The sequence below is a fragment of the Gordonia hirsuta DSM 44140 = NBRC 16056 genome (genome assembly GCF_000333015.1).
GTDB classification, from domain to species: Bacteria; Actinomycetota; Actinomycetes; order Mycobacteriales; family Mycobacteriaceae; genus Gordonia; species Gordonia hirsuta.
The window spans coordinates 184,996-211,679 of record NZ_BANT01000004.1 but is presented as its reverse complement, the minus strand read 5'-3'; the positions used below and the strand labels follow the sequence as shown (position 1 = coordinate 211,679).

General features: G+C 68.2%; 25 protein-coding genes, 1 tRNA gene and 1 other RNA gene. 19 read left to right on the top strand and 8 right to left on the bottom strand.

Going from position 1 to position 26,684, the window contains the following annotated elements; genetic code table 11:
• Nucleotides 1-7: 7 nt before the first annotated feature.
• The 13 genes from GOHSU_RS02535 (at nt 8) to GOHSU_RS02480 (ending at nt 9,352) form a co-directional block, all read left to right on the top strand.
• On the top strand, nt 8-364 hold the full coding sequence (locus tag GOHSU_RS02535) for a hypothetical protein (RefSeq protein WP_005936322.1): 357 nt from the start codon (nt 8-10) through the stop codon (nt 362-364).
• A 31-nt stretch (nt 365-395) separates the two neighbouring features.
• On the top strand, nt 396-1,514 hold the full coding sequence (prfB, locus tag GOHSU_RS02530; RefSeq protein WP_005936319.1) for a peptide chain release factor 2: 1,119 nt from the start codon (nt 396-398) through the stop codon (nt 1,512-1,514).
• Nucleotides 1,515-1,560: 46 nt separating this feature from the next.
• Nucleotides 1,561-2,424 carry a mechanosensitive ion channel family protein gene (locus GOHSU_RS02525; protein WP_245551669.1) on the top strand — a complete coding sequence of 288 codons (864 nt, stop codon included), beginning with the start codon at nt 1,561-1,563 and terminating at the stop codon, nt 2,422-2,424.
• Entirely contained in the window at nt 2,421-2,930 is a 510-nt protein-coding gene (locus tag GOHSU_RS02520; protein WP_005936313.1) for an Rv3103c transmembrane domain-containing protein, read from the top strand. The genes GOHSU_RS02525 and GOHSU_RS02520 overlap by 4 nt, the downstream gene beginning before the upstream one ends.
• 47 nt (nt 2,931-2,977) lie before the next feature.
• On the top strand, nt 2,978-3,664 hold the full coding sequence (ftsE, locus tag GOHSU_RS02515) for a cell division ATP-binding protein FtsE (protein ID WP_005936311.1): 687 nt from the start codon (nt 2,978-2,980) through the stop codon (nt 3,662-3,664).
• Between the two features lie 9 nt (nt 3,665-3,673).
• Complete coding sequence (ftsX, locus tag GOHSU_RS02510) at nt 3,674-4,495, top strand: permease-like cell division protein FtsX (protein WP_005936308.1); 822 nt, start codon at nt 3,674-3,676, stop codon at nt 4,493-4,495.
• A gap of 68 nt (nt 4,496-4,563) precedes the next feature.
• Entirely contained in the window at nt 4,564-5,037 is a 474-nt protein-coding gene (smpB, locus tag GOHSU_RS02505; protein ID WP_005936305.1) for an SsrA-binding protein SmpB, read from the top strand.
• 254 nt (nt 5,038-5,291) lie between these two features.
• Nucleotides 5,292-5,663: a transfer-messenger RNA gene (gene ssrA / locus GOHSU_RS16460) on the top strand.
• A 172-nt stretch (nt 5,664-5,835) separates the two neighbouring features.
• Complete coding sequence (locus tag GOHSU_RS02500; protein WP_155820879.1) at nt 5,836-6,312, top strand: hypothetical protein; 477 nt, start codon at nt 5,836-5,838, stop codon at nt 6,310-6,312.
• Nucleotides 6,313-6,384: 72 nt separating this feature from the next.
• The gene (locus tag GOHSU_RS02495) at nt 6,385-6,744 is read left to right on the top strand and encodes an ArsR/SmtB family transcription factor (protein ID WP_005936299.1); all 360 of its coding nucleotides are present in this window, start codon (nt 6,385-6,387) and stop codon (nt 6,742-6,744) included.
• A complete protein-coding gene (arsB, locus tag GOHSU_RS02490) occupies nt 6,741-7,790 on the top strand; it encodes an ACR3 family arsenite efflux transporter (protein WP_005936296.1) in 1,050 nt (349 codons plus the stop codon). Before GOHSU_RS02495 ends, arsB begins: the two co-directional genes overlap by 4 nt.
• A complete protein-coding gene (locus GOHSU_RS02485) occupies nt 7,787-8,932 on the top strand; it encodes an ArsO family NAD(P)H-dependent flavin-containing monooxygenase (RefSeq protein WP_005936292.1) in 1,146 nt (381 codons plus the stop codon). The genes arsB and GOHSU_RS02485 overlap by 4 nt, the downstream gene beginning before the upstream one ends.
• A gap of 15 nt (nt 8,933-8,947) precedes the next feature.
• Nucleotides 8,948-9,352 carry an ArsI/CadI family heavy metal resistance metalloenzyme gene (locus GOHSU_RS02480; RefSeq protein ID WP_005936289.1) on the top strand — a complete coding sequence of 135 codons (405 nt, stop codon included), beginning with the start codon at nt 8,948-8,950 and terminating at the stop codon, nt 9,350-9,352.
• Between the two features lie 29 nt (nt 9,353-9,381).
• Here GOHSU_RS02480 and GOHSU_RS02475 read toward each other — a convergent pair whose 3' ends face one another.
• The 7 genes from GOHSU_RS02475 to GOHSU_RS02445 all read right to left on the bottom strand — a co-directional run bounded on the left by GOHSU_RS02475 (nt 9,382) and on the right by GOHSU_RS02445 (nt 18,815).
• Complete coding sequence (locus tag GOHSU_RS02475; protein WP_005936286.1) at nt 9,382-10,503, bottom strand: flavin-containing monooxygenase; 1,122 nt, start codon at nt 10,501-10,503, stop codon at nt 9,382-9,384.
• A 57-nt stretch (nt 10,504-10,560) separates the two neighbouring features.
• Nucleotides 10,561-12,105: an acyl-CoA synthetase gene (locus GOHSU_RS02470; protein WP_005936282.1), complete on the bottom strand. Its 1,545-nt coding sequence runs from the start codon at nt 12,103-12,105 to the stop codon at nt 10,561-10,563.
• Between the two features lie 127 nt (nt 12,106-12,232).
• Nucleotides 12,233-12,892 (bottom strand): PaaI family thioesterase, encoded by a 660-nt coding sequence (locus GOHSU_RS02465; protein ID WP_005936280.1) that lies wholly within the window; start codon nt 12,890-12,892, stop codon nt 12,233-12,235.
• A gap of 91 nt (nt 12,893-12,983) precedes the next feature.
• Complete coding sequence (locus GOHSU_RS02460) at nt 12,984-14,234, bottom strand: neocarzinostatin apoprotein domain-containing protein (protein ID WP_005936276.1); 1,251 nt, start codon at nt 14,232-14,234, stop codon at nt 12,984-12,986.
• Between the two features lie 307 nt (nt 14,235-14,541).
• On the bottom strand, nt 14,542-16,122 hold the full coding sequence (locus GOHSU_RS02455; RefSeq protein ID WP_005936272.1) for an aspartate:alanine exchanger family transporter: 1,581 nt from the start codon (nt 16,120-16,122) through the stop codon (nt 14,542-14,544).
• A gap of 18 nt (nt 16,123-16,140) precedes the next feature.
• Complete coding sequence (locus tag GOHSU_RS02450) at nt 16,141-17,787, bottom strand: long-chain fatty acid--CoA ligase (protein ID WP_005936269.1); 1,647 nt, start codon at nt 17,785-17,787, stop codon at nt 16,141-16,143.
• 164 nt (nt 17,788-17,951) lie between these two features.
• The gene (locus tag GOHSU_RS02445) at nt 17,952-18,815 is read right to left on the bottom strand and encodes a 3-hydroxyacyl-CoA dehydrogenase (RefSeq protein ID WP_005936266.1); all 864 of its coding nucleotides are present in this window, start codon (nt 18,813-18,815) and stop codon (nt 17,952-17,954) included.
• 113 nt (nt 18,816-18,928) lie between these two features.
• Here GOHSU_RS02445 and GOHSU_RS02440 point away from each other — a divergent pair, with 113 nt between their 5' ends.
• Together GOHSU_RS02440 and GOHSU_RS02435 are read left to right on the top strand one after the other, a co-directional pair.
• Entirely contained in the window at nt 18,929-19,798 is an 870-nt protein-coding gene (locus tag GOHSU_RS02440; RefSeq protein WP_005936262.1) for a 1-acyl-sn-glycerol-3-phosphate acyltransferase, read from the top strand.
• On the top strand, nt 19,795-21,894 hold the full coding sequence (locus GOHSU_RS02435; protein ID WP_005936259.1) for an AMP-binding protein: 2,100 nt from the start codon (nt 19,795-19,797) through the stop codon (nt 21,892-21,894). Before GOHSU_RS02440 ends, GOHSU_RS02435 begins: the two co-directional genes overlap by 4 nt.
• Before the next feature lie 25 nt (nt 21,895-21,919).
• Here the strand turns inward: GOHSU_RS02435 and GOHSU_RS02430 are convergent, their stop codons facing one another.
• Nucleotides 21,920-22,507, bottom strand: coding sequence for a prolyl oligopeptidase family serine peptidase (locus tag GOHSU_RS02430; protein ID WP_005936256.1), 588 nt, complete (start codon nt 22,505-22,507; stop codon nt 21,920-21,922).
• A gap of 96 nt (nt 22,508-22,603) precedes the next feature.
• On the opposite strand from GOHSU_RS02430, the gene pgm reads away from it, so the two are divergent.
• The 4 genes from pgm to GOHSU_RS02410 all read left to right on the top strand — a co-directional run bounded on the left by pgm (nt 22,604) and on the right by GOHSU_RS02410 (nt 26,653).
• The gene (gene pgm, locus GOHSU_RS02425; RefSeq protein WP_005936254.1) at nt 22,604-24,241 is read left to right on the top strand and encodes a phosphoglucomutase (alpha-D-glucose-1,6-bisphosphate-dependent); all 1,638 of its coding nucleotides are present in this window, start codon (nt 22,604-22,606) and stop codon (nt 24,239-24,241) included.
• 61 nt (nt 24,242-24,302) lie between these two features.
• Nucleotides 24,303-25,046: a DsbA family protein gene (locus tag GOHSU_RS02420; protein ID WP_005936251.1), complete on the top strand. Its 744-nt coding sequence runs from the start codon at nt 24,303-24,305 to the stop codon at nt 25,044-25,046.
• A gap of 152 nt (nt 25,047-25,198) precedes the next feature.
• Nucleotides 25,199-25,271: transfer RNA gene (locus tag GOHSU_RS02415), tRNA-Ala, on the top strand.
• 278 nt (nt 25,272-25,549) lie between these two features.
• Nucleotides 25,550-26,653, top strand: a complete 1,104-nt coding sequence (locus tag GOHSU_RS02410) for a baeRF3 domain-containing protein (RefSeq protein ID WP_005936247.1) — start codon at nt 25,550-25,552, stop codon at nt 26,651-26,653.
• Nucleotides 26,654-26,684: the final 31 nt, after the last annotated feature.

Below are 26,684 nucleotides of genomic sequence, written 5' to 3'. Positions count from 1 at the left end.
TAGTCGTATGTCGAACTGGGTCACGATCGTGTTCATCGTGCTGATCGCGGCGGTGCTGGCGTCGTTCTTCTTCGGGCGCGGCCGGATGTCGGCCGGACCGGGAACCACCGCGGCTTCGGGCTACGAGAGCGGAACACTGACGGTGACCGGAGTCAGTGGACGCGGGGCCGCCGATAAGAACGGTGTCGCCTATTTCACCGTGTCGGGCACCATCATCGGACCGTCGACGTCGCCGACGGAGGTCTACGGCACTTTGACCCTGGACACCGGGGATGCCGATCCGTACGTCGGACAAGAGGTCCCGGTGATCTACAAGCCAGGTAAGGCCGCGACCACCTGGCGATTCGGCACCTTGAGCGTGTGAATCCGCGGCCGGGTCGGTACGCTGGGTCGTTGTGCACCCCGATGTCTCCGCTGACCTGGAAGCCCTGAACGCCACCCTCACCACCGTCGAGAAGGTGATGGATCTCGACGAGCTCGCCAGCCGCATCGCGGAGCTGGAGATGCAAGCCTCCGATCCGGAACTGTGGAACGACCAGGACCACGCTCAGCAGGTCACCAGCCGCCTGTCTCACGCCCAGTCGGAGATGCGCCGGGTCACCGAACTGCGTGAGCGCCTCGACGATCTGCCGGTCCTGTACGAGCTGGTCGAGATGGAGGAGGGCGAGGCCCAGGTGCAGGCCCAGGCCGACGCCGACGCCGAACGTGCCGGGCTGCGCGCCGACGTCGAGGCCATGGAAGTCAAGACGATGCTGGCCGGTGAGTACGACGCGCGCGAGGCCGTGGTCAACATCCGCTCGGGCGCCGGCGGCATCGATGCGGCCGACTGGGCGCAGATGCTGATGCGCATGTACATCCGCTGGGCCGAACAGCACGGCTATCCGGTCGAGGTCTACGACACCAGCTACGCCGAAGAGGCTGGCATCAAATCGGCGACCTTCGTGGTCAAGGCGCCGTACATGTATGGAACGTTGTCAGTGGAGCAGGGTACGCACCGGCTGGTGCGCATCAGTCCGTTCGACAACCAGGGCCGGCGGCAGACCTCGTTCGCCGAGGTCGAGGTGCTGCCCGTGGTCGAGACCACCGACCGCATCGACATCGACGAGAACGAGGTCAAGGTCGACGTCTACCGCAGTTCCGGGCCCGGCGGCCAGTCGGTGAACACCACCGACTCGGCGGTCCGGCTGACCCACATCCCCACCGGCATCGTCGTCACGTGCCAGAACGAGAAGAGTCAGCTGCAGAACAAGGTCTCGGCGATGCGCGTGCTGGCGGCCAAGCTGCTCGAACGCAAGCGTCAGGAGGAGCGCGCCCAGCTCGATGCGCTCAAGTCCGACTCGGGCAGCAGCTGGGGCAACCAGATGCGCTCCTACGTTCTGCACCCGTATCAGATGGTGAAGGACCTGCGGACCGGCGTGGAGGGCAACAACCCGACACAGGTCCTCGACGGTGACCTGGACGAGTTCATCGAGGCCGGCATCCGCTGGCGTATGGACGACGATGGCGACGCCTAATCCCGCCGCCACCCATGTGAGCACCGCTCTTGGCCTACCGGAGTGGATGGCCTACCTCGAGCAGGTCCTGGCCACCAAGGGGCTGGCGATCATGCTGTGGATCATCGGCGGCATCCTGGCCTCCCGGTTCATCCGCTGGATCGCGGCGCGGTACGAGCGCCATGTGGACCGCAAGTTCGTCCACTCCGATGCGCTGGTGCGCACCGAGGACGCCAAACACCGCCGGGCCCTGGTCGACGTCGTGGCCTGGACCCTGGTCGCGATCGTCGCGGTGATCGTCTTTCTACAGGTGATGTCGCTGATGAACATCACCACCTCCAGCCTGGTGGGGCCCACCGCGGTGCTGGGCGCCGCCTTGGGCTTCGGTGCCCAGCGCATCGTGCAGGACGTGCTCGCGGGCTTCTTCGTCGTGGCCGAACGGCAGTACGGTTACGGCGACCTGGTGGTGCTGACCGTCGGCTCGTCGGCCATCGCCGAGGGGACCGTGGAGGATGTGACGCTGCGGGTGACCAAACTGCGCACCAGCGACGGCGAGATGATCACGGTGCCCAACGGGCAGGTGATCAAGGTGAACAACCTGTCGCGGGAGTGGGCCCGTGCGGTGGTGGACGTGCCGGTGTCCGCCGATGCCGACATCGTGAAGGTCACCGATGTGCTGCGCCAGGTGGGCCAGGACTTCTTCGAAGAGGCCGCCTGGCACAAGCTGCTGCTGGACGCGCCCGAACCGCAGGGTGTCACGGGCCTGGAACTCGATTCGGTGACCGTACGCATGGTTGCGCGCACCCTGCCCGGTAAGCAGTTCGAGGTCAGCCGCGCGCTGCGGGTACAGATCCTGCAGGCGCTGGCCCGCAACGGGATCCTGATGAAGGCCGCAGCGACCCATGTCGGCGAGGGGAGTGGTTCGGCGTGACCGAAGAGTCGACCCCCGCTGAGCAGCCGACCCCCGCTGAGCAGCCGACTCCTGACGAGCAGCCGACCCCCGACGCGCCCGCGTCCGAGGACGCGGTGCCGGGTCGTTTCAGGCGGCAGTGGGGCCGGATCAGCCACGTCTACCGCACGCGAGTGCGGACCACCACGGTGCTGCTGGTGATCGCTTTCATCGGCGGGATGATCCTGTACCTGTTCACCGCCAATCACTACGGCACCATCCCGGCGCCGCCGCAGAACCGGCAGGTGCCGGTGCAGACCAGCGAATACCAGCCCGAACCCGAACCCGAGACGTCGGTGCCCAGCACCGAACCGTCCGGCTCCTCGCCGGAGGGGACACCGTCGGAGGAAGAGGAGACCTCGCCGTCGGAGGAGTCCACCCAGCCGCTGTGGCCGGGTCGTGGCAGGACCGAGGCGCCGACCTCACCGCCGGCCACCGGCGACCTGGGGCAGGCGCCGCAATCCAACGATCCGGTCCCGGCACGCTGAGCGCCTCCTGAGCCTGCCTCTCAGGCGGCGTCGTTAGACTTTCTCCTGTGATCAAGCTGTCCGATGTGACGATGCAGTACCCGAAGTCGACGCGGCCTGCCCTTGCCGATCTCACCCTGGAGATCGAGCGCGGCGAATTCGCGTTCCTCATCGGGCCGTCCGGCTCGGGTAAGTCCACCTTCTTCCGGCTCCTGCTGAAAGAGGACACCCCGACCTCCGGTGACGTCTGGGTGGGCGATTACCACGTCAACAAGCTGCGGGGCCGGCAGGTGCCGAAGCTGCGGCAGTCGATCGGCGCGGTGTTCCAGGATTTCCGGTTGCTGCAGAAGAAGAACGTCGCCGACAACGTCGCCTTCGCGCTGGAGGTGATCGGGAAACCCGCCGGGGTGATCCGTGAAGCCGTCCCCGAGGTGCTCGACTACGTGGGCCTGTCGGGTAAGGCCGACCGCATGCCGCACGAGTTGTCCGGTGGCGAGATGCAGCGGGTGGCGATCGCCCGGGCCATCGTCAACCGGCCGGCGGTTCTGCTGGCCGACGAGCCGACGGGCAACCTCGATCCGGAGACCTCCGAGGAGATCGTCGAGGTGATCGATCGGGTCAACCGGCGCGGAACCACCGTCGTGATGGCCACCCACGACCGGCACATCGTCGACGCCATGCGGCGGCGAGTGCTCGAATTCGACGGCGGCAAGCTGGTGCGCAACGACGAGACCGGCGTCTACGGAATCGGATAGGGACCTCACGTGCGACTGAACTTCATTCTTTCCGAGGTCTGGACGGGCTTCCGCCGCAACCTCACCATGACTCTGGCCATGATCCTGACCACCGCGGTGACCCTGGGCATGCTCGGCGGCGGGCTGCTGGTGATCCAGATGGCCGATAAGAGCCAGAAGATCTTCCTCGACCGCGTCGAGATGCAGTTCTTCATCACCGACGCGGTGACCGACGCCGACCCCAACTGCACCAAGGACCCGTGTGCGCAGGTCAAGCGCGACCTGGAAAACGAGGACGGCGTCGCCTCGGTCACCTACATCACCAAACAGCAGGCCTACGAGGCCGGTAAGGCCGCGTGGGAGGAGAGCTCACCGGAGGTCGCCGAGTTCATCCGGCCCGACCCGTACCAGGCGGCGCTGCGGGTGCGGGTGTCCGACCAGAACCGGTTCGGCCCGGTCCTGGACAAGTTCGCCCGGGCGCCGGGCATCGACGGGGTGCTCGATCAACGGGACATGGTCAAACGCATCTTCGCCGTGCTCGACGGCGCCCGCGATGCGGCCTTCGTGATCGCCGCGGTCCTCGGGGTGGCCGCGATCCTGCTGATCGTCAACACCGTGCAGATCGCCGCCTACACCCGGCGCACGGAGGTCTCGATCATGCGCCTGGTCGGTGCCACCCGCTGGTACACCCAGCTGCCGTTCCTGCTCGAGGCGGTGCTGGCGGCGATCATCGGTGCGGTCCTGGCGATCGGCGGACTGTTCCTGGCGCGGATCTATTTCTTCGACAAAGCCCTCGGCGACCTCTACGGTGTGAACATCTTGGCTACGCTGCGGGTGTACGTGCGCGAATAGAGCGGACCGAGACGACCCGGACCGACAAGACTTGACTGAGAAGACCTGACCGACGAGAAGGAGTCAACGTGCCCAGGGAGAAGGGCCGGTCGGTGATCGCCACCAACCGGAAGGCGCGGCACAACTACACCATCCTCGACACCTACGAGGCGGGCATCGTGCTGCAGGGCACCGAGGTCAAGGCGCTGCGGCAGGGGAAGGCCTCGCTGGTCGACGCCTTCGCCACCGCCGAGGACGGCGAGGTGTGGCTGCATGCGCTGCACATCGCCGAGTACGGGCAGGGTTCGTGGACCAACCATCCGGTGCGTCGCAAGCGGAAACTGCTGCTGCATCGCCGCGAGATCGATCAGCTGATCGGCAAACTGCAGGACGGCAATCTGACGCTGGTGCCGCTGTCGATGTATTTCTCCGACGGCTACGCCAAGGTGGAACTGGCGTTGGCGCGCGGTAAGCAGGCGCACGACAAGCGCCGCGACATCGCCGCCCGCACCGCCAAGCGGGAGGCCGAACGCGAGCTGGGCCGGCGCATCAAAGGCATGTGAAACCCGGGGCGCCGTCGTCCGACGTTCCCGCGTCGGACTGCCGCAGACTGCTCTGATTCCGCGCGCCGGCGTGTCGCGGTTCATCTCGGCATGGCGCGACGCTGCGACGAGCTCGACACGCCCAAACAGGTCGCGACACGCCGAGCGGCGGGGCCGAGACACGCCAGATGGCAGCCGCGGCGACGATACCGGGATGATTTTCCGCGGCGGCGGCGTTACTATAGGTAGTCCGCCAAAGCGGTGGGCACTACCTCGGGGCTGATCGGTTTCGACTACGTACATCGAGGTAGGGGAAGCGTGTCGGTGCAGGCTAGAGACCACCGTAAGCGTCGTAGCAACCAATTAAGCGCCGATTCCAATCAGCGCGACTACGCTCTCGCTGCCTGATCAGCGAGGCTAGTCTGTCGGCCCGGGTGATGTTCCCGCACCCGGATGCCGGCATCAGCTAGGGAACTCACCGTCGTCGTCGGTCGCGGGCGAAGGCGGGACAACAAACAGCGACTGGGATCGTCATCCGGGCTCGTCCGTGAGACCCGGAGATCCAAGTAGAGACACAGCGGACTGCACACGGAGAAGCCCTACTGAAGTGACGGAGGACCCGGGTTCAATTCCCGGCAGCTCCACCAGACGCCTCCCACCTGTCGACACAGGTGGGAGGCGTTTCCCATTCCGGCCGCCGGCGACTGTCCCCGTTGCTGACCCCCGGCTCGCCGGGGCCGGCTGCAATGGGTCGGCCACGGGCGGGGATGATCGTGTCGAATACTTGAGACGGGGTTTCTGATGACGGTTCAGCGGCGAGTGGCGGCAACGGCCGGGGCGGTAGCGCTGGGGCTGATGGTGCTGGGCTGTGGGCAGAACGACGAGCCGGTCAGCGCAGCCGCCGGTGAAACCATGCCGCCGTGCGAAGGCGTTGCCACCAGTGACTACGGGCTCGGCGATGCGATTCGAGCATCCCTGTCGGCTCTGACCTCGCTGTCTCCTCGCTTCAGTACCGGAACAGGTACGGCTGTACCGGCGGCCGGGACGAACACGCTACTCGTGGAGGTGCACCTGTGTGGTCCCGGTGCACAGCTCGATACCACGAAGGACGCGGCGACGGCGGTGGCACGTGAGGTCGCGATCTCGCGCACCCTCGGTGATCGCGTGCAGCGGATGACCGTGCTCAATCCGTCGACCGGACAGCGTATCGCTGCCGAGCCGTTCGAGGCGTCGGCGTTTGCGTCCGATGCGGCGGCGAGCACTCTCCGTAGTCGCTGGCATCCGACGGCGCGTTGAGTGCGGTAGCCACCGGTCTTGGCCGACTGAACGATGTTGCGCGACTGATTTGACAGGTGTCAATATAGAAGAATGTCGAAGCAGCAGTCCGGGCGGCCGTGTTGTCCTCCGCCGACGGCGGCGCCCGAGTCCGACGACCTCACCGGTGCGGCCCAGAAGTTCAAAGCGCTCGGTGACCCGATCCGTCTGCGCATGCTCGCGCTGATCGCCGCCGGCCCCGGGGGTGAGGCGTGCGTGTGCGAGATCTCGACCGGTTTCGAGCTCTCGCAGCCGACCGTCTCTCACCACTTGAAGGTCCTGCGGGAAGCGGGCCTGCTGGACTGTGAACGACGCGGAACGTGGGTCTACTACTGGATCAGCCCCGGCGCTCTGGCCGAATTGTCGACGCTGCTGCTGGGACACCTGCCGCCCCGGGAAGCCGAATCGGCATGACGACGCTGACGGCCCCGCCGAAGCTGTCGACCCTGGACCGGTACCTCGCGGTCTGGATCGGTCTGGCGATGGCGGCGGGCCTGCTGCTGGGGCGGTGGGTTCCCGGGCTGAACACCGCGCTGGATGCGGTGCAGATCGACGGGGTGTCGGTGCCGATCGCCCTTGGTCTACTGGTGATGATGTATCCGGTGCTGGCCAAGGTCCGGTACGACCGCCTCGACACCGTCACCGGCGACCGGCGCCTGATGGCCGGTTCGCTGGTGCTGAACTGGCTGATCGGACCGGCCCTGATGTTCACCCTGGCCTGGGTGTTCCTGTCGGACCTGCCCGAGTACCGCACCGGCCTGATCATCGTCGGGCTGGCCCGCTGTATAGCGATGGTGATCATCTGGAACGATCTGGCGTGCGGCGACCGGGAGGCCACCGCGGTGCTGGTGGCCATCAACTCGGTGTTCCAGGTGGCCATGTTCGCGGTCCTGGGCTGGTTCTACCTCGATGTGCTGCCCGGCTGGCTCGGTCTGGAACAGACCTCGATCGAGGCCTCACCGTGGCAGATCGCCAAATCGGTGCTCGTGTTCCTCGGGATACCGCTGGTGGCGGGCTTCCTGAGCCGCTACTACGGCGAGCGACTCAAAGGGCGGGTCTGGTACGAGCAGACCTTCCTGCCGCGCATCGGTCCGTGGTCGCTGTACGGGCTGCTGTTGACCGTGGTGATGCTGTTCGCCCTGCAGGGGGAGGCGATCACCTCCCGGCCCGGCGACGTCGCACGGATCGCCATCCCGTTGCTGCTGTACTTCATCCTGATGTGGGCGGTGTCCTTCGGCGCCGGCGCGGCGATGGGTCTGGGGTATCCGCGCACCGTCGCCATGGCTATGACCGCGGCAGGGAACAACTTCGAGCTGGCCATCGCCGTGTCGATCGGCACCTTCGGCATCGCCTCGGGCCAGGCGCTCGCCGGGGTGGTGGGGCCGTTGATCGAGGTGCCGATCCTGGTGGGCCTGGCGTACCTGTCGCTGGCATTGCGAAAAAGATTCACGCCGCCGTGAGTCCGGAGGGTGATCGCGCGTCCACGGCGGTCGACGTGGTGGTCGTCGGAGGCGGTCAGGCGGGGCTGGCGGCCGGCTACTATCTGCGCCGGGCCGGACACGACTTCGTGATCCTCGACGCCGAGGCCGCTCCGGGCGGCTCGTGGCCGCACTACTGGGAGTCGCTGCGGTTGTTTTCACCGGCCGAGCACTCGTCGCTGCCCGGCATCCCGATGCCGGTGTGGCGTCGGGGTTTCCCGCCCGCCGGACACGTGGTGGACTACCTGACCGCATACGAGCAGCGCTACCGGCTGCCGATCCACCGTCCCGTCCGGGTCACCGCGGTCAGCCGCACGGGTGACGGCCGCTACCTGGTCGAGTCCGACCGCGGTACCTGGCGGGCCGGCGCGGTGGTCAATGCGACCGGTACGTGGCGGTGCCCCTTCTGGCCGCGCTATCGGGGGATGAGTCGCTTCGCCGGCACGCAGGTCCATACCGTCGGCTACCGCACGCCCGAGGCTTTCGCCGGGCAGCGGGTCGCCGTGGTCGGCGGGGGCAACTCCGCCGCCCAGATCCTCGCCGAGGTCTTCACCGTCGCCGACACCCTCGGGGCCACGCCGCACCCGCCCCGGCTGATGCCTGACGACGTCGACGGCCGGGTGCTGTTCGACGTCGCCTCGGCCCGCGCGCAGGCGTTGGCCTCGGGCCGGGCGGATACCGACGGCGTCGCCGGACTCGGCGACATCGTCATGGTGCCGCCGGTCAAGGCGGCGCGGGATCGCGGTGTGCTGGTGCCCCAGCCGATGTTCTCGTCGATCGCCGCCGATGGACTGGTCTACCCCGATCGTCACGAACAGGTGGACGCGATCATTTGGTGCACGGGCTTCCGGCCGGTCCTGAATCATCTGCGTCCCTTGGCCCTGCGGCGTCCCGATCGGTCCCGTCCGGGCCGAGCAGCAGCCTCCGGCCGGATCCCCCTGCACCACAACCATGTGCCAGCCGAGCCCGGGCTGCTCTTTCTGGGCTACGGAGACTGGACCGGACCGGCCTCGGCAACGCTGATCGGCGTCGGCCGCACCGCGCGGGACGCCGTGGCCGCACTCGGCCCGCACCTGGCGGCCACGGCCGAGGCCCGAACCCACACCGAAAACCGTCGAAAATAAGAAGAGGAGTCCGTCATGTCCCGTGTCCAACTAGCACTCAACGTCGCCGACCTGGAGGGGTCGATCACCTTCTACACCGCGCTGTTCGGAGTGGAACCGGCCAAACGCCGGCCCGGATACGCCAACTTCGTCGTCGCCGATCCGCCGCTGAAGCTGGTGCTGATCGAGGGGGAGCAGGGTCAGGCCACCCGGCTGGACCATCTCGGCGTCGAGGTGGCCGACACCGGGCAGGTCGCCGCGGCCGGCCGCCGGTTCACCGAGTCGGGCCTGGCCACCTTCGAAGAGAACGACACCTCCTGCTGCTACGCGGTGCAGGACAAGGTGTGGGTGCACGGACCCGGCGCCGAACCGTGGGAGGTGTACGCGGTGACCGGGGAGGCCGACACGATGGGCACCTCGCCGGTCACCGACGGCAACTGACCGGCGGGCGTGAGCAGGCCGCGTCGGGGTTATCTGCCGGTCTCGATACCCAAGTGGGCGGTCAGTTCACGGACCGCATCGCGCCCGGCGCGATTGGCCCCGACCGTGGACTGCGACGGGCCGAAACCGACCAGGTGCACCCGCGGCTCCCCGGCGACCGCGGTACCGCGCATAGTGACACCGCCCAGCTCGTTGCGCAGATACAGCGGCTCCAGATGCCGCAGGTCCGCTTTGAAACCGGTGGCCCACAGGATCGCATCGACGGCGGTGACGGTGCCGTCGGCTTCGTGCACCCCGTCCGGTTCGATCGCGGTGAACATCGGCCGGCGTTGCAACGCACCGCGCTCGGCCGCCGCATCCACATAGGGCAGGCGCGGCAGCCCGGTGTAGGAGACGACGCTGCCGGTGGGCCGTCCGGCCTCCACATCGGCGGTGACGGCGGCGATCACCTCGCGGCCCTGGACCTCGGCCCGGAAGTGGCCGCCGCGGAAGTCCGGTTCCCGCCGGGTGTACCAGAACACGGTGCCCACCTGGGAGATCTCCTCGAGCTGCTGCAGCGCCGAGATCCCGGCGCCGATCACCGCCACCCGCTGGCCGGCGAACTCGTCGGCGGAGACGTAGTCGCGGGTGTGCAGCTGCCGCCCCCGGAAACCGTCGCCGCCCGGGTAGACCGGCAGGACCGGGTTGTTCCACGAACCGGTGGCGTTGATGATCGCACGCGTGCGCCAGCGGCCGCGGTCGGTATCAACCAGTAGATCCCCATCGGGATCGTCGTCGTCGTACCGGACGGTCCAGACGGTGACCGGACGGAGGATCGGCAGGGCGAAACGGTCCTCGAAGGCGGCGAAATACCGCGGCACCGCGGTGCTGCTTGGTTCGGCGGGATCGATCGGCGGTTTCGGAAAGCCGGGCAGATCGAAGATCTCGTTGACCGTCGACATCCGCAGCGACTCCCAGCGGTGCCGCCACGCCCCGCCGGCACCGGTCTCGGCGTCGAGGATCACGAAGCTCGCGACAGCCGGATCGGCCTGCGACGTCGCCGGGACCAGACCGGCGCGCAGCAGGTGGTAGCCGGCCGAGAGCCCGGCCTGACCGGCGCCGATCACGACGACGGTGGCCAGCTGCTCGCTGCCGGTGATCGGCCGGGTCATGGGGCGGCGAGCCTCCTCATCGACGCTGGGCCGACGGATCGAAGTCGGGTCGGCGGGTCAGCCGCCGAGGACCTGGGTGCGCAGGTCACCCTTGACCAGCTTACCGGTGGGGGTGCGTGGCAGATCCTCGACGAAGCGGATCTGCCGGGGCACCTTGAATGCGGCCAGGTGCTCCTTGGCGTAGGCGATCAGCTCGTCGGCCAGGTCGTCGGACGGCTGCGCGTCGTCGGTCAGTTGCACGAAGCCCACCGCCACCTCGCCGAGTTCGTCGTCGGGCAGACCGATCACGCCCACATCGAAGACCGCCGGGTGATTGATCAGGATGTTCTCGGCCTCCTGCGGGTAGATGTTGACGCCGCCGGAGATGATGGTGAAGGCCTTGCGGTCGGTCAGGTACAGGTAACCGTCCTCGTCGAGGTACCCCAGATCGCCGGTGGTGGCCCAATTCGGGTGCGCCGGGTGCTGGGCGGCGGCGGTCTTCTCCGGATCGTTGTGGTAGACGAACGGCATCTCGTCGCGTTCGAAGTAGACCACGCCGACCTCACCGGCCGGCAGGTCCTCGCCGTCGGGCCCGCAGATGTGCACGATGCCCAGGGCGGCCCGGCCCACCGAACCGGGGCGCTCGAGCGCTTCCTGCGAGCCGATCAGCGCCACCCCGGCGGCCTCGGTGGCCGCGTAGTACTCGTTGATCACCGGCCCCCACCAGGCGATCATCTCGGCCTTGACCTGCGCCGGGCACGGGGCCGCGGCATGGACGGCTGCCCGCATGGAGCTCACGTCGTATCTGCTGCGGACCTGCTCGGGCAGTTTCAGCATGCGCACGAACATGGTCGGCACCCACTGGCTGTGGGTGATGCGGTACTGCTCGATCAGCCGCAGCGACTCCTCGGGATCGAAGCGGTCCATCACCACCACGGTGCCGCCCAGGGAGTTGACCATCGCGCAGTACCGCAGCGGTGCCGCGTGGTACAGCGGCGCCGGGGACAGGTACACCGAGTCCTCCCCGAAGCCGTAGACCGGGCCGAAGACGGCGCTGATCAGATCGGGGATCTGGTCGACCTGGCCGGCCGGCAGCACCGGCTTGATGCCTTTGGGCCGCCCGGTGGTGCCCGAGGAGTACAGCATGTCGGTGCCGCGCGGCTGATCGGTCAACGGCGCATCGCTCGCGGCGGTCAGGACGCTCGCGTAGTCGGTGAAACCGTCGAGCCGCCCGCCCCAGACGATGCGGCGCGCCGGATCGGCCAGCCCGTCGAGCTCGTGCGCCGCCGAGACGGCCTCGGCGACGCTCGCCGAGGCCAACAGCGCCTGCGCCTCGCAGTCGCCGAGGATGAAGTTCACCTCGCCGGCGGTGAGGTGGTGATTCACCGCGGTGACGTACATGCCGCTGCGCACCGCCGCCCAGTAGGCGTCGAAGATCCGCAGGTCGTTGTCGGAGACGATGGCGATGGTGTCGCCGGGCCGCAACCCCAGATCGTCGCGCAGGTAGTGGGCGATCCTGGTGGAGTTGTCCATCAGCTGCCCGTAGGTGACCTGTTCACCGGTCGACGGCCGGATCAGTGCCGGCTTGTCGGGGGTAGCGGCTGCGAACTTGCCTGGGTACACGGTGCGCTCCTTGCGGTGTGGTGTGTTGCACGCCACGGTATGTGAGCGCGCCGGACTGTGTGGCGCGAGTGGGCAGAAGCGATGAACGACGACGCGCTCGCGCGGGTGTGTCCCGGGGCCGGCGGTGTCAGCCTTCGCCGACCGTCCGGACGGCGTCCTCCTGGGATTGTCCGCGGGCCCAGCGCGGCAGGATGAAGACCCCGTCGGCCTCGACGGTGACCCCGTCGGCGGTGCTGACGGTGCCCTTGGCGAAGGATTTGATGCCCTCGGTCCGGTCCAGCCAGGCGCTGACGGTGACCGGTCCCAATACGGTGGCCTGCCGGTAGCGGACGTTCAGCGTTCCGGTCATCCCCGGGACACCGGCGTTCTCGGCGGCCGAACCGAGGGCCTGATCCAGCAGAGCGGCGAGGATGCCGCCGTGCACCAGACCGGCCGGTCCCTCGTAGGCGGCGCCCAGATCGACGGTGCCGGTGATCTTCTCGCCGTCGTAGCTCATGTGCATCGGCGGCGCGACCGGATTGCGCAGCCCGACCATGGCATTGCCCCAGTTGCGTTTGCCGGCGGTCGCGCTGAAGCGGATCCCGAACGCCCCGGGCAGCTGTTCGCGGCGCAGCAGGGCCGTGGCGGCGGCGATGTGTTCGCGGGCCGCGGCCACATCGTCGTCGCCGACCTGCGTCCGCACCGTCGCATCGACCAGGGCACGGACGTCACCGGCCAGGCCTTGGGCGACGGCGGTGATGTGGGCCAGGTGGTCGGCGGTGATCTCTTCGATCGAGTATTCGCTCATGGCAATGGTCTATCAGTCTGTTCTGGTAGACGTCTTGCAGATATCCCCGAGTCGATGCGAATCGGTTCACATACGGCGTCTTCGCCGCGATTCACTTGCGGGCCGAGGAACGTTCGTCGCGGGCGAACCAGCCCAGGAATCCGATGGCGACCAGCGTCACGATGGCGCCGACGATCGTCCACCACGTCGTCCAGTTGCCGGTGTGCTCGGGTTCGCCGTCCAGTCCGGCCGGTACCTGCCCGGTGGCCTGGTCGGCTCCGGCGATCGGGCTGCCCTGGGTCTGGGCCGGGTTGAGCAGGGCGTTGGTGCTGATCGTGAAGCCGATCTCGGTCTGGTTACCGGTGCGCTCGTTGGTCAGGTGCACCTTGTAGTCGCCGGCGACCTGATCGAAGGGGGTCATCAGCAGCACCGTGGCATTGCCCTCGTCGTCGGCCCGGACGAAGGGCTGGACGCTCAGATCGCCCGCACCCTCGGTGGCGATGGTGTAGCGGTCCTGGGGCTGGCCGCCGCTGATGTGGACGCGCACGGTGCCGGCCTGCTCGATCTTCTCTTCGTCCACGCGCAGAGCGGTGTTATCGGAGGGGTCGAAGGCGATCGCCGCCCAGGCGTCGTTGACCCGGTCGGTCGGCGCCTGGGCGGCCGGATAGGCGGCGATGAAGCATTCGGTCTGCAGGCAGTTGGTATCGCGGAGTTTGGGCTGCACCTTGACCGTGGTGGTGAAGCTGCCGGCCTGGTCGGTGGTGACCGCGACCGGTTCCAGGTGGGTCTGCGGGCGGCCGTTGTCCGGCCGTGCCAGCGTCTGGGCGACCAGCAGACCGCTGTTCTTGGCGAAGCCGGTGCCGGTGACGGTCACCTCGTTGCCGTGCTGCAGGCCGTCGGCAGGCGACAGGACCAGCTTCGGCTTCTGCTTCTCGAAGGCGATCGGAGTGGAGGTGGTCTGGCCCCGGGTCAGTGCCGTGCGATTGATCGGGACGGCGGTGACGAAGCAGTCGGTCTTCGCGCAGTCGATGGCCGCAAAACTCTGGCGCACCTTGATCGCGGTGGTGAAGCGGCCCTTGGCGTCGGTGGTGAGCAGTGTTCGGCCCGAGTGCACCACGGGCACACCGGTCCGGGGCAGCGCGACGGTCTGCATCACCGCCAGCCGGGTCTTCGGTTTGAACCCGCTCCCAGCCACGGCGACCTCGTCGCCGGAGGACAGTTCCTTGTTCGGCGTGACCGACAGGGTCGGCCCGGCGGCCAATGCCAGGCCGCCCGAGGCACCGGCGACGATGACGAGTAGAACTGCGGCCAGAGCCGACAGCAGGTGCCGAAGCCAGGTTCCGGGTGTGCCCTTCAGACCCATCGACGGTCTCCTCGCAACTGAGAATGCAGACAACGTTGACCAGGATAGACGCCGGCGTTCGGGTGGGCGATTCCGGTGGCGAACCTGGCATGAACCGGCGCGGTCCTGGCGCTCATCGCCGCCGGCGGCGCGTTCGGGTGGCTACTTGGTGCCGGAGAAGACGAAGAGCAGTGCTTCGAGTGCCTGCGGGTTGTCCTGGAGCAGGGTCCACAGTTGCTGATCCAACATCATCGGGTTCCTCTCGTGTAGTCCGTTCGATGGACAACACCACCGTAGCGACGACCGGCGCTGCGTGCACGGGGCCAGGTCACCCGCCGGCCATGATCTGGGCCAGGACCACCTTGACGATCATCGCCGCCGGGTAGACCAGCGCGTAGCCGATCGCGACTCGGGGATCGAAGCAGGTCCGGTTGTTGGCGAAGGCCAACAGGGCCGGTTGGGTCTGGGCGCCGGCGACGATGCCGCCCAGGCGGGTGCGCCCGGCCCGAAACAGGCGTCCGACGACCAGCAGTACGCCCAGGCCGGCGACGAGGGTGACCAGGGCGCCGGTGACGAAATAGTCCAGGGCGGCGCCGTCGGTGAACGCCTCGAGGATCTGCGAACCGGCCCGGGTCCCGGCGAACGAGAGGAAGATCAGCAGTCCGAGCTCGACCAGCACGGTGGCCGCGGTGTGCGGCATCGAGACGTGGACCGGGCCGATCCGGCCCACCCTGCCCATCACCAGCCCGACCATCAGCGTGCCGGCGGCGGCGCCGACCGACAGTGCACCCAGGCCCGGGACGGGGACCTGGATCAGGCCCAGGCCCAGTCCCAGCGCCAGGCCGCCGCCGAGGGCCACCGGATTGATATCGGACAGCCCTCGCGCCGAATCCCCCAGATACCGGGTCACCTCGTCGATCTTCTCCGGCGGGGCCACCACGCGGACGCGGTCACCCAACTGCAGGCGTTCGCCGGGAGTGCTGATGAAGTCGGTGTCGCCGCGGCGGATCCGCGCGATCGTCGCCTCGAAACGCTGCTCCAGCCGCAGGTCGGCCACGCGGCGACCGGCCAGCCGTGGATCGGAGATGGTGATGCGGCGAAAGTCCAGGTCTGCGCGGCTGGCCACCAGATCGTGGGAGGACCGATGCCCGAGGTCGGAGATCACCTGCTCCACCAGATTCTCCGGACCGACCACCGTCAGCAGGTCCGCGGGCCCCAGAACGGTGTCGTCGTCGACGCCGAGCACCGGATCGGTCGACGAGCGGCTCACCCGGGTGAAGGCGATCGTGCGGCCGAATCTGCGGTGCAGATCCCGGATCGTGGTGGGCTCGGAGGTGTCGATGCGCACCGTGGCGGTAACGAGCGGTTCGGGATCGTCCCGGTCGGCGGGGCCCCGCGAGAGCGCCACCTGGGTCAGCCCCAGCATGGCGACCAGCCCGAACAGGTAGGCCACGGCGTAGCCGACGGTGGCGGCCGGTGTGCTGCCGGCCGCCGCCAGTGCCGGGGTGTTGTTCAGCGCCCCGGCGAAGGTGCCGGCGATGGCATCCCCCGGCAGCTCGAAGAGCCCGCCCACACCGATGCCCACTCCGGCGGCGACGATCAGCACCAGCACCACCGCCAGCATCAGCGTCCACGAGGACCGCAGTGCGGCGAAGAAACTGGGGCCGGCCAGCAGCCCGGTGGCGAAGGCGAAGATCGCCAGCCCCAGATTCCCCAGGACCTCCGGGATCTGCAGGGTCTGGTCGTAGACGGTGCCCCAGGCGGTCAGAGCGATGGCCGCCAGGAGCACCGCGATCGGTCCGAGGGTCACCGGACCGATCGCGAGCTTGCCGGCGGAACCGCCGATGATGATGAAGATGCCCAGAAGCAGCAGTGGATTATCGGCGAGGAATGCGAAGAACCCAGACATCGGCTGCTCCGGCCCGGATCACAGATCCAGGTTGCTCACCACTTCGTACAGGCCCTCCGCATAGTGCTGGCGGACCCGCTTCTTGTCGAACTTGCCCACCGAGGTCTTGGGGACCTCTTCGCCGAACGACCAGCGCTCGGGCACCTGCCAGCGCGGAATGCGCTCCTCGAGCCAGGCGCGGATGGTCGGCACGTCCAGGGTGGAGCCCTCGGTGGTCACCGCCAGGACGAACGGCCGCTCGTCCCACTTGGGATCGGGCACACCGATCACCGTGCACTCGAGGATCTCCGGGTGCGCGGCGATGGTGTTCTCCAGGTCGACCGAGGAGATCCATTCGCCGCCGGTCTTGATGATGTCCTTGGTGCGGTCGACGATCGTCATGTAGCCGTCGGGACTGATGGTCGCGACGTCACCGGTGCGCAGCCAGCCGTCGTGGAACTTCGACGGATCGGAGACGTTGCCCTCGGGGGAGTAGTAGGCGCCGGTGATCCACGGGCCCGAGACCTCCAGCTCGCCGCTGGTCTCACCGTCGTTGGGCAGGACGTTGCCGTCGGCATCGACGATCCGGGCGCCCACCGGAGCCGGGAACCGTCCCTGGGTGACGCGGTAGGCGAAGGCCTCTTCGTCATCGGTCACCCCGGCCGGCACGCGGGCCACCGAACCCAGCGGGGAGGTCTCGGTCATCCCCCAGGCGTGGATGATCGGGGCGCCGTACTCGTCGAACTTGCGGATCATCGACGGCGGCACCGCCGAACCGCCGACCACCACCTCGCGCAGATGCGAGATGTCCTGCGGCTGCGCGTCCAGCAGCGCCGACACCCCCGACCAGATGGTCGGCACCGCCGCGGCCATGGTGGGACGGGCGGCGGCCATCATGGCCAGCAGCGGTTCGGGCTGCAGGAAACGGTCCGGGTGCAGCAGGCTCGAGCCGCTCATCAGCGCGGCGTAGGGCATCCCCCAGCTCATCGCATGGAACATCGGCACGATCACCAGCGCGGTGTCGTCGTTGGCCAGTGCCATGCCGTTGGAGGCGGTCACCTGGAACGAGTGCAGGTAGATGGAGCGGTGTGAATAGACCACGCCCTTCGGGTCACCGGTGGTGCCGGAGGTGTAGCACATCGCGGCGGCGGCGCGCTCGTCCAGTTCCGGCCAGTCGTACTGGGTCGGCTCGCCGGCGAGCAACTCGTCCCAGGCGTGCACGGTGACGCCTTCGGGAGCCTCGAACGACTCCTTGGGCCCGTTGGTGACGACGACATGCTTGACCGACGGGGCGTGCGGAACGTAGTTCTGCAGCAGCGGCGCGACACTGGCGTCGACGAAGACCACCTTGTCCTCGGCGTGATTCATGATGTAGATCGCCTGCTCGGGGGACAGCCGCAGGTTCAGGGTGTGCAGCACCGCGCCCATCGACGGAATCGCGGCGTAGAGCACCTGGTGCTCGTTGTTGTTCCACATGAAGGTCGCGACGCGGTCGCCGATCCCGATGCCGAGCTTGGCCAGCGCGTGGGCGACCTGTGCGGACTGGTCGCCGATCTCGCCGAAGGTCGCGGTGCGCAACTCCGTGCCGGTCCAGGTGCTGACCGTGGCCTCGGGAAAGAATTTGCGGCTGTGCTCGAGAAGGCTGGTGATCGTCAGCGCACCCTCTTGCATCGTCGACTGAATCATGAAGACTGGCTCCTTCGGTAAGTGATCTACAACCCGATCATCCCACGACGGTGAGACACCTCACGGTAACGGTTCCCGGGTGCGGTGCACGAGGGGATCTTCGACAACCCGGTCGCCGCCGGCGCCGACCGAGGTCGCACGGTCGGGCGTGCGGTGCCCCGGCGCTACTTGCCCGAGTAGTCGTAGAAACCGCGGCCGGCGGCCAGCCCCAGGTAACCCTTGTCGATGTAGTTCTCCTTGAGCCACCGCCCGAGCTTCTGCTGCTCCGCATCGCCGTGGATCATGATGTTGTAGGGCGTGTTCAGGCCGATGATGTCGTAGATCTGGAACGGACCCAGCGGTGCGCCGGTGGCGATCCGCCACACATCATCGACCGCCGACGGATCGGCGTAGCCGCCCTCGGCCAACTCGGCCGCCGCCGACAGGAACGGCACCAGCAGCGAGTTCAGGACGTACCCGGACTTCTCCTTGTGCAGCGGGATCGGCACCATCCCGATCTGCTTGGCGAACTCGACGACCCGGTCGAAGACGGCCTGGTCGGTCTGCGGTGTGCCCATCACCTCGGCGGTATTGAACTGCCACACCCGGTTGGCGAAGTGCAGGGCCAGGAAGCGATCGGGGCGACCGGTGTAGGGGGCCAGTTCGCTGGGCAGCAGTGTCGAGGAGTTGGTGCAGAAGATGGCTTGTTCGGGCGCGACCTTGTTCAGCTCCCCGAACACCTGCTCTTTGATCTTGGGAACTTCCGGAACCGCCTCGATCGCGATGTCGATGTCGGCGGCCGCCGAGGCCATGTCCGAGTGGTAGGAAAGCCGGGCCAGGGCGGCATCGACCGATTCCTGAGTGGCTCCCTTCACCTGGGACAAGTATGTCTGGGCCAGCGCGGGGAACGTGGTGTCGCGGGCCTTGCCGATCACCTCATCGCTGATGTCGTACACGGCGACGTCGAACCCGGAATAAGCGGTCTGATAAGCGATCTGGCTCCCCAGGACACCGGTGCCGAGGACGAGGACCTTCTTGATTTCTCCCATAGCTCGAAACTAGTCTGCCTTTCGCTTGCGTGCGGGTATTGCACACGAGTCGAGGCACGGATCGGCTTCGGCTTCCACCGTGATCTGAGACACTGCCCGGGGAGAGGAGTCGTATGGATCTGGGAGACAACCCCGTCGTGGGTGCATTGTCGTTCGCGGGGGACCGGCTGCGCAGGCTGGCGCCTCGATTGCGCCGCGGGGACGTCGACGACCGCGATCCCGATGCCATCCGCGAGCTGCTGCCGGGGCTGTGGCTGTTGATCGGCGCCTGGTTCAGGCCCGATGTCCGCGGACTGCATCACCTGCCCGAAGACGGCCCGGCCTTGATCGTCGGCAACCACACCGGCGGGATCATGTCGCCGGAGGTGTTGATCAGCCAGCTGGCCATCACCTCCTACTGCGGGGTCGAGCGGCCTTTCTACCAGCTGGCCCACCGGATGGTGCTCAACTCGCCGCTGGCCCCGATCCTGCGCCGCTTCGGCACCGTGGAGGCCGATCCGGACAACGGGCACGCCGTGCTGGAGCAGGGTGGTCTGCTGCAGGTGTTCCCCGGCGGCGACTACGAGGTGTACCGCCCCACCAGTCAGTCCGGGCTCATCGACTTCGGCGGCCGGAAGGGCTTTTTGCGGCTGGCGCTGCGGCACGACGTCCCGATCGTTCCGCAGGTGACCATCGGCGGGCAGGAGACCGCGCTGTTCCTCTCGCGCGGGGAGAAGATCGCCGAGTTCCTGCGGCTCGATCGGGCGTTGCGTCTCAAGGTGTTGCCGGTGATGCTGTCGGCGCCGTTCGGGATCACCGTGCCCTTCGCGCCCTTCCTGCCGTTGCCGTCGAAGATCGTGATCGCCTATCTCCCGCCGATCCACCTGCGCGAGACCTACGGGGACGACCCGGATCTGGATCGGGTGTACGACGATCTGGTGGCCACCATGCAGGATGTGCTGTCCTCGCTGCAGGCCGAGCGGAAGCTGCCGGTGATCGGATGAAGATCGAACACAGCGCCGTCATCGCCGCCGATGCGGAGCACGTCTGGGATCTGTGCGCCGATCCGCTGGTGCTGGCCCGCTACGCCGGGCGCGGGTTGCGGGTCACCGCGCACGACCCGGGCCGCGGCGTCGAACTGGACGCCCGATACCGCATCATGGTCACGATGGGTGCGGCCGTGGTCGGCGGCGATGCGATCATCGTGGCCTGCCAGCGGCCGTGGGAACTGGCCTGGGCGTCGTACTCGGGGGTCTCGCACCGGGTACGACTGCGGCTGCGGCCGGTGCCCGGCGGAACCCGGCTCACCGTCCGGCTGTCCTACGATGCACCCGGCGTGTTCGGCGGCCTGGCCGACCTGGTCTCGGCTCCGGCCATCCACAGCTTCGTCAAGGACGCCGTCGCCGGACTCAAACGTCAAGCCGAAGGCGCCGTCGTAGCCGAACCGTCGTGGCTGGCGGTCCCCCGGCGACTGGCCGAGGAGGCCGGCAGCCTGGAGGTGCTGGCCCGCGCCGGCATCGTCTCGGCGATGCGCCCGGACCGGCTGCTGCGGGTGGCCGGGGCGGCCCGCTCCTGGGGCCTGACTCCCGGGGCGTTGCTGGCCATCGGGGCGGTCCGCGAACCCGACCGGCCGCTGGTGATCGCCCCGGACCGGACCCTGACCTATGTCGAAGCCGATCGGCGGTCGACGGCGATCGCGGCGGGGATGCGCGCGCTGGGAATCGGTGAGGGTGATGCGGTGGCGCTGCTCTCGCGCAACCACCCCGAATTCGTGCTCGCTGCCGCCGCGATCGCCAAACTCGGGTGCGATCTGCTGCTGCTCAACACCGGCTTCGCCGGGCCCCAGATCGCCGACGTCTGCCGGCGGGAGGGGGCCTCGGCCATCGTGCACGATGCCGAGTTCACCACTCTGCTGGCGGAGGCCTCGGTCAACCGCAAACGGATTCTCACCGACGCGTCACCGTCGGTGCAGATCCCGACGCTGACCGAACTGGCCGACGGTTTCACCCGGGCCACTCTGCGCTCACCGGGACGCTCGGGCAAGGTCATCATCTTGACCTCCGGCACCACCGGCACCCCGAAGGGCGCCAGCCGGGGCGCGGTCTCCGGCGGCGGCCTGCCGACCCTGGAGGCGCCGGCCGCGCTGCTGTCGCGGATCCCGCTGCGTGCGGGCATCCGCATCGGACTGGCCGCACCGGCGTTCCACGCCTGGGGACTGTCGAATCTGCTGCTGGGGCTCGGCCTGACCGCACAGCTGATCACCCTGCCCGTCTTCGACGCGCAGGACTGGCTCGCCGCCGTCGAGGAGCACCGCATCGAGGCGCTGATCGTGGTCCCGGTGATGCTCTCGCGCATCCTGGATCTGCCCGCCGAGGTCCGCGAACGCTACGACACCTCCTCGCTCAAGGTGGTCGCCGCCTCGGGGTCGGCGCTGCCCGGTGGACTGTCGGACGAGTGGATGGACGCCTTCGGCGAGAACCTCTACAACCTCTACGGCTCCACCGAGGTGGCCAATGCGACCATCGCGACCCCCGCCGATCTGCGGACCGCACCGGGCACCGCTGGGCGCCCGACCCGGGGGACCACGATCAAACTGTTCGACGATGACGGGCTGGAGGTTCCCCAGGGCGGACTCGGCCGCATCTTCGTGGGTAATGCGCAGCTCTTCGAGGGCTACACCGAAGGCGGCGACAAGCAGCGGATCGGGGGCCTGATGGCCAGCGGCGACATCGGCCGGTTCGACGCGGCCGGCCGGCTGTTCGTCGAAGGCCGCGACGACGACATGATCGTCTCCGGCGGCGAGAACGTCTTTCCGCAGGAGGTCGAGGATCTACTCAGCGCCCGGCCCGAGGTGTCCGAGGCGGTCTGTATCGGTGTGCCCGACGAGGACTTCGGGCAGCGACTGCGCGCCTACGTGGTGTTGCGCGACGGGGCCCACACCGGTGAGAAGGAACTGATCGCCGAGGTCAAGAAGAACCTCGCCGGTTACAAGGCCCCGCGCGAGGTCGTCTTCGTCGATCGGTTGCCCCGCAACGCCACCGGGAAGGTGCTGCGGCGCGAACTGGCCCAGCTGTCGGCCGGCCGCTCGCCGGCCGGCTGAGCATCGGCGGGTCGCCGCCTGCCGGTCAGGTGCGCTGCAGCGCCTGATCGACGAAGGCCAGCGAGCGTCCGTGCCAGGTCGTCAGATGGTCGAGCATGGCGTGACCCCCGCCGGGGACCGCGAGATACTCGGCGTCCAGCCCGCGCGCCCGCAGCTCGCGCACACCCTTGGCCGTGCGATGCGGGCGGGTCACCGTGTCGTTGTCGCCGTGGATCGCCAGAACCCGGGCGCCGTCGTGAATATGGCGCCAATCGGCGAACTGCCACCAGGGGGCCAGCGCCAGGATGTCGCTGACCTGCGGGTCAGCACCGAGGTGGGCCACGATCCTGCCGCCCATCGAATGGCCGACCAGGGCGATGGGTGTGTCGGGGTAGCGGCTCTTGATCTGTTGCAGAGAGTGGCGTGCGTACGGCATCGGACTGGCCTGGCCGCCGTTCCAGCCGTACACGCGGTAGCTGCCCTGGTGCACGCGCACCGCGCGACCGAACCTGGCCTGGATGGACAGGGTGAACGGGTACATCCGCAGCGCCGACGGCTGGGTGCGCGAGAACGGCCGGTAGCTGAAGTCGGTGCCGCCGGGCAGCACCAGGACTGCGAGCTTGGGTGAGCGCATGTCTGCACTCTAGTGGCCCGGTTCCGGCCTGCTGCGGGGGCCGGGCGGGTCCTGCGCATGCGGCCCGATCGCGCCAGGAGGTGGCAGAATCGGGGCATGGTGCACCCGCGAGCCGGTAGCCCGGCATTGGCAGAGGATCTGATCGACGTCGACGCCGTCCGGCGCGCGTACTACGATATCGAGCCCGATCCGGCGAACCCCGACCAGCGCGTGGTGTTCGGAACCTCCGGACATCGTGGCAGCAGCCTGAACGGGGCCTTTAACGAGGCTCACGTGCTGGCCATGACGCAGGCGATCGTCGACCATCGCAATGCCGCCGGCATCACCGGACCGGTGTTCATCGGTTTCGACACCCATCTGCTGTCGATTCCCGCCTGGCGCAGCGCACTGGAGGTGCTGGTGGCCAACGGGGTGCAGGTGCGGACCGCCGCCGACGATCAGTTCACCCCGACACCCGCGGTGAGCCGGGCGATCCTGCAGTACAACGCCGAGCACCCCGGCGAGCAGGCCGACGGGATCGTGGTGACGCCCTCGCACAATCCGCCCGCCGACGGCGGCTTCAAGTACAACCCGCCCAGCGGTGGCCCGGCCGACGGTTCGATCACCTCGGTGATCGCCGAGTCGGCCAACGAATATCTGGAGGCCGAGCTGGCCGGGGTGCAGCGGGTGCCCTTCGCGCAGGCGCGGGACAGTCATCTGGTGCGTGACTACTCCTTCATCGACGAGTACGTCGCCGCACTGACACAGGTGGTCGACATGGCCGCGATCGCCGAGGCCGGCATCGCGATCGGTGCCGATCCGCTCGGCGGCGCCTCGGTGGCCTACTGGGCCGCGATCAAGGAGCACTACGGGCTCGAGAAGATGACGGTGGTCAACCCCGACGTCGATCCGGCATTCGGTTTCATGACCCTGGACACCGACGGCAAGATCCGGATGGACTGCAGTTCGCCCGATGCGATGGCCTCGCTGATCGCCCGGCGGCAGGATTTCGACATCGCCACCGGCAACGACGCCGACGCCGACCGGCACGGCATCGTCACCGCCGATGCGGGGTTGATGAATCCCAACCACTACCTGGCCGTGGCGATCGACTATCTGTTCACCCACCGGCCCGGCTGGGAAGACGGCACCGCGGTCGGCAAGACGCTGGTGTCCTCGTCGCTGATCGACCGGGTGGTCGCCGGGATCGGCCGCCGGCTGATCGAGGTGCCGGTCGGCTTCAAGTACTTCGTCGACGGCCTGGCCGACGGCACCATCGGCTTCGGGGGAGAGGAGAGCGCCGGAGCCTCGTTCCTGATGTTCGACGGCTCGCCCTGGTCGACCGATAAGGACGGGCTGATCATGAACCTGCTGGCCGCCGAGGTCCTGGCGGTGACCGGTCAGACGCCGTCGCAGCGGTATGCACAGCTCGCCGAACGCTACGGCACCAGCGCCTACGCGCGGATCGATGCGCCGGCCGACCGCGCACAGAAGGCGGCCCTGGCCGCGCTGTCGGCCGATCAGGTGCAGGCCACCGAACTGGCCGGCGAACCGATCATCGAGATCCTGACCGAGGCCCCCGGTGACGGCGAACCGATCGGCGGTCTCAAGGTGGTCACCGAGAACGCCTGGTTCGCCGCGCGGCCCTCGGGCACCGAAGACGTCTACAAGATCTACGCCGAAAGCTTCCGGGGACACGACCATCTGGCGCAGGTGCAGGCCGCCGCCCAGCAACTCGTCGACAGCGTCCTGTGACCGCACGCGGCGGCCGGGCGGGACTGCCCCGCCGTCGTCGGCGCCCGCTACAGTCGAGACCGTGAGCAAGAAGACGCCCGTAACGCGGGAGAACCCGGACTATCAGCCGCGCGCCACCTCGAGCCGGTCGGCCTATGTGTTGATCGGCGTCGGGGTGGCGGTGATCGCGCTGATCGTGGGCGGGCTGGTGTGGAATGCGAACAAGGAGTACCCGGACGTCGAGGATGCGGTGCTCGCCGAGAACGCGGCCTTCATCGTCGGGGAGCGCACCGCCCCGATCACCGTGGACGTCTTCGAGGACTTCACCTGCCCGCACTGCCGCGAGTTCGAGGAGCAGTCCGGTCACGCACTGTCCGCGGCCGCGCAGGCCGGCGAGCTGCGGGTGCGCTACCACCTGCTGACCTTCATGGACGACCAGTCGCCGTCGGACAGTTACTCTTCGCGCGGGGCCGGAGCGGTGCTGTGCGCCGCTCGCCACGACGACCGCCAGGTCTTCACCCGCCTGCACGCAGCCCTGTTCGCGCAGGCGCCGGGGCCGGACTCCAACGGTGATCTGACCAATGCCCAGATGGCCGAACTGGCCGGAACGGTCGGCGCCGACCAGCAGACCCGCGACTGCATCGCCGAGGGGGCTCTGGTGTCCCAGGCACAGGAGATGGGCCGCACCTCGCAGCAGCAGCTGTACAACTCGAACAAGGGCCGGGTGGCTACCCCGACCGTTCTGGTGGCCGGTGAGCCGGTCAGCGGCATCCTCGACGGCGACGGCTGGGTGGCCACACTGATCGCCGGCGGCACCGGCAAGTAGCGGACGTTCGGTCCCCGCGTTTTCGCGCCGCGGGCCGGCGGTGAGCTGCGGGGACGGCCCCATCGATGGCCGCGGGGTCCGCCGATTTTGCCGGGGCGGGGGCGATGGGGTAGTTTCGGTAGCGCACTCGAGAGAGAGCACAAACCGAATACGGGGCTATGGCGCAGCTGGTAGCGCACCACACTGGCAGTGTGGGGGTCAGGGGTTCGAGTCCCCTTAGCTCCACAGAATGAAGTCCCCTCCGACCTGTTCGGAGGGGACTTCTTCTTATTCTGGTTCTTATTCGGGCCATGCCTGCGGCGGCTACCTGCGCCAACTCTGTGCTCACAAGCTCAGCGCTCGCCCTGGTGCGCTCTGGCACGGATCTGGTTGATCGGACCGGATGCGCCCTCTGGTTTCCGATCGAGCCGATATCTGTGTCTGTGCCCCGGGGCCGACGATCTGGCTAGGCTGGAGGTGTTATCAGCCTCACACCGGCCCGAATGTCGAGAAGGGTGCAGACCTTGACCAAGAACTCCCAGGGAATCGTTGACGAGATCGACTTCAGTGCGGTCCTCGAACGCCAGGATCAGGGAGGTGTCAAGCTCACGTTTACCGTTCCGACCGATGTCACCGGCCAAAGCGACAAGGTCTCGGCGCTGACGCTCAAGAGCCATCTTCGCGAGGCGAAGGCCCGGCTGGTCGAGGACGGGATGCGCGAGGCCGCCGCCGACGCGTTCCTGGCTCCGGTCACCGCGCTGGCCGAGGATCCGTCGTACTGGCGGCTGCAGAGCCGCGGTCTGATCGTCTTCCTGGCCGAAGGCTTCTTTCTGCCGCTGCGGGTGCCGATCGAACTGACCGAGAGCCTGACCGTCGGGGACGAGTTCAACCTGCTGCCGGTGGCCCCCGTGATCGCCAGCGACCGCAAACTCTATGTCCTGGCGCTGGCACAGAACTCGGTGCGGCTGTTCGACTCCACCCGCAACGTGATCGAGGAACTGCCGCTGGAGAACGTGCCCGCCTCGTTCGACGAGGTGATCGACGAGTTGCCCGAGCGGGTGATCGATGTGCGCTCGGGCTCGGCCGGCGCCGACGGCGTCCCGAGTTTCCAGGGCAGCGGCGGCGATATCGACCGCACCCTGGTGGAGAAGTACATCCGGGCCGTCGGCCAGGCTATCGGCACCCGGCTGGGCACGGCCCGTTCCCAGGCCCTGGTGCTGGCCGCCGTCGCCGAATACCTGCCGATCTTCACGGCCTCCTGCCCGTATCCGGCGATCGTCGACGGGGTGATCGCCGGCAATCCCGAACACGCCCAGCCCGACGATCTGCGCTCGGCCGCCTGGCAGGTGGTCAACACTGAAGAGACCGCCCGCGAACAGGCCGAACAGGAACGTGCCCGGTCGCTGGCGCACTCGGGCAAGGGCGCCTTCGACCTCGCCGAGATCGCACGCGCGGCCGGCGAGGGACGGGTCGACACCCTGTTCCTGTCGCGCGATGACGCGCAGATCACCGGCGAGCAGCCGCGCGAGCTGGCCAACCGCGGCCTGCTGGGCACACTCAAAGCCGGCGGTACGGTGCGTACCCTCGGCGACCTCGACGGCGAAGCGCTGGCCACCTTCCGGTACTGAACCGGATCGGTGAGCGCCGTAGGCTGAGCGC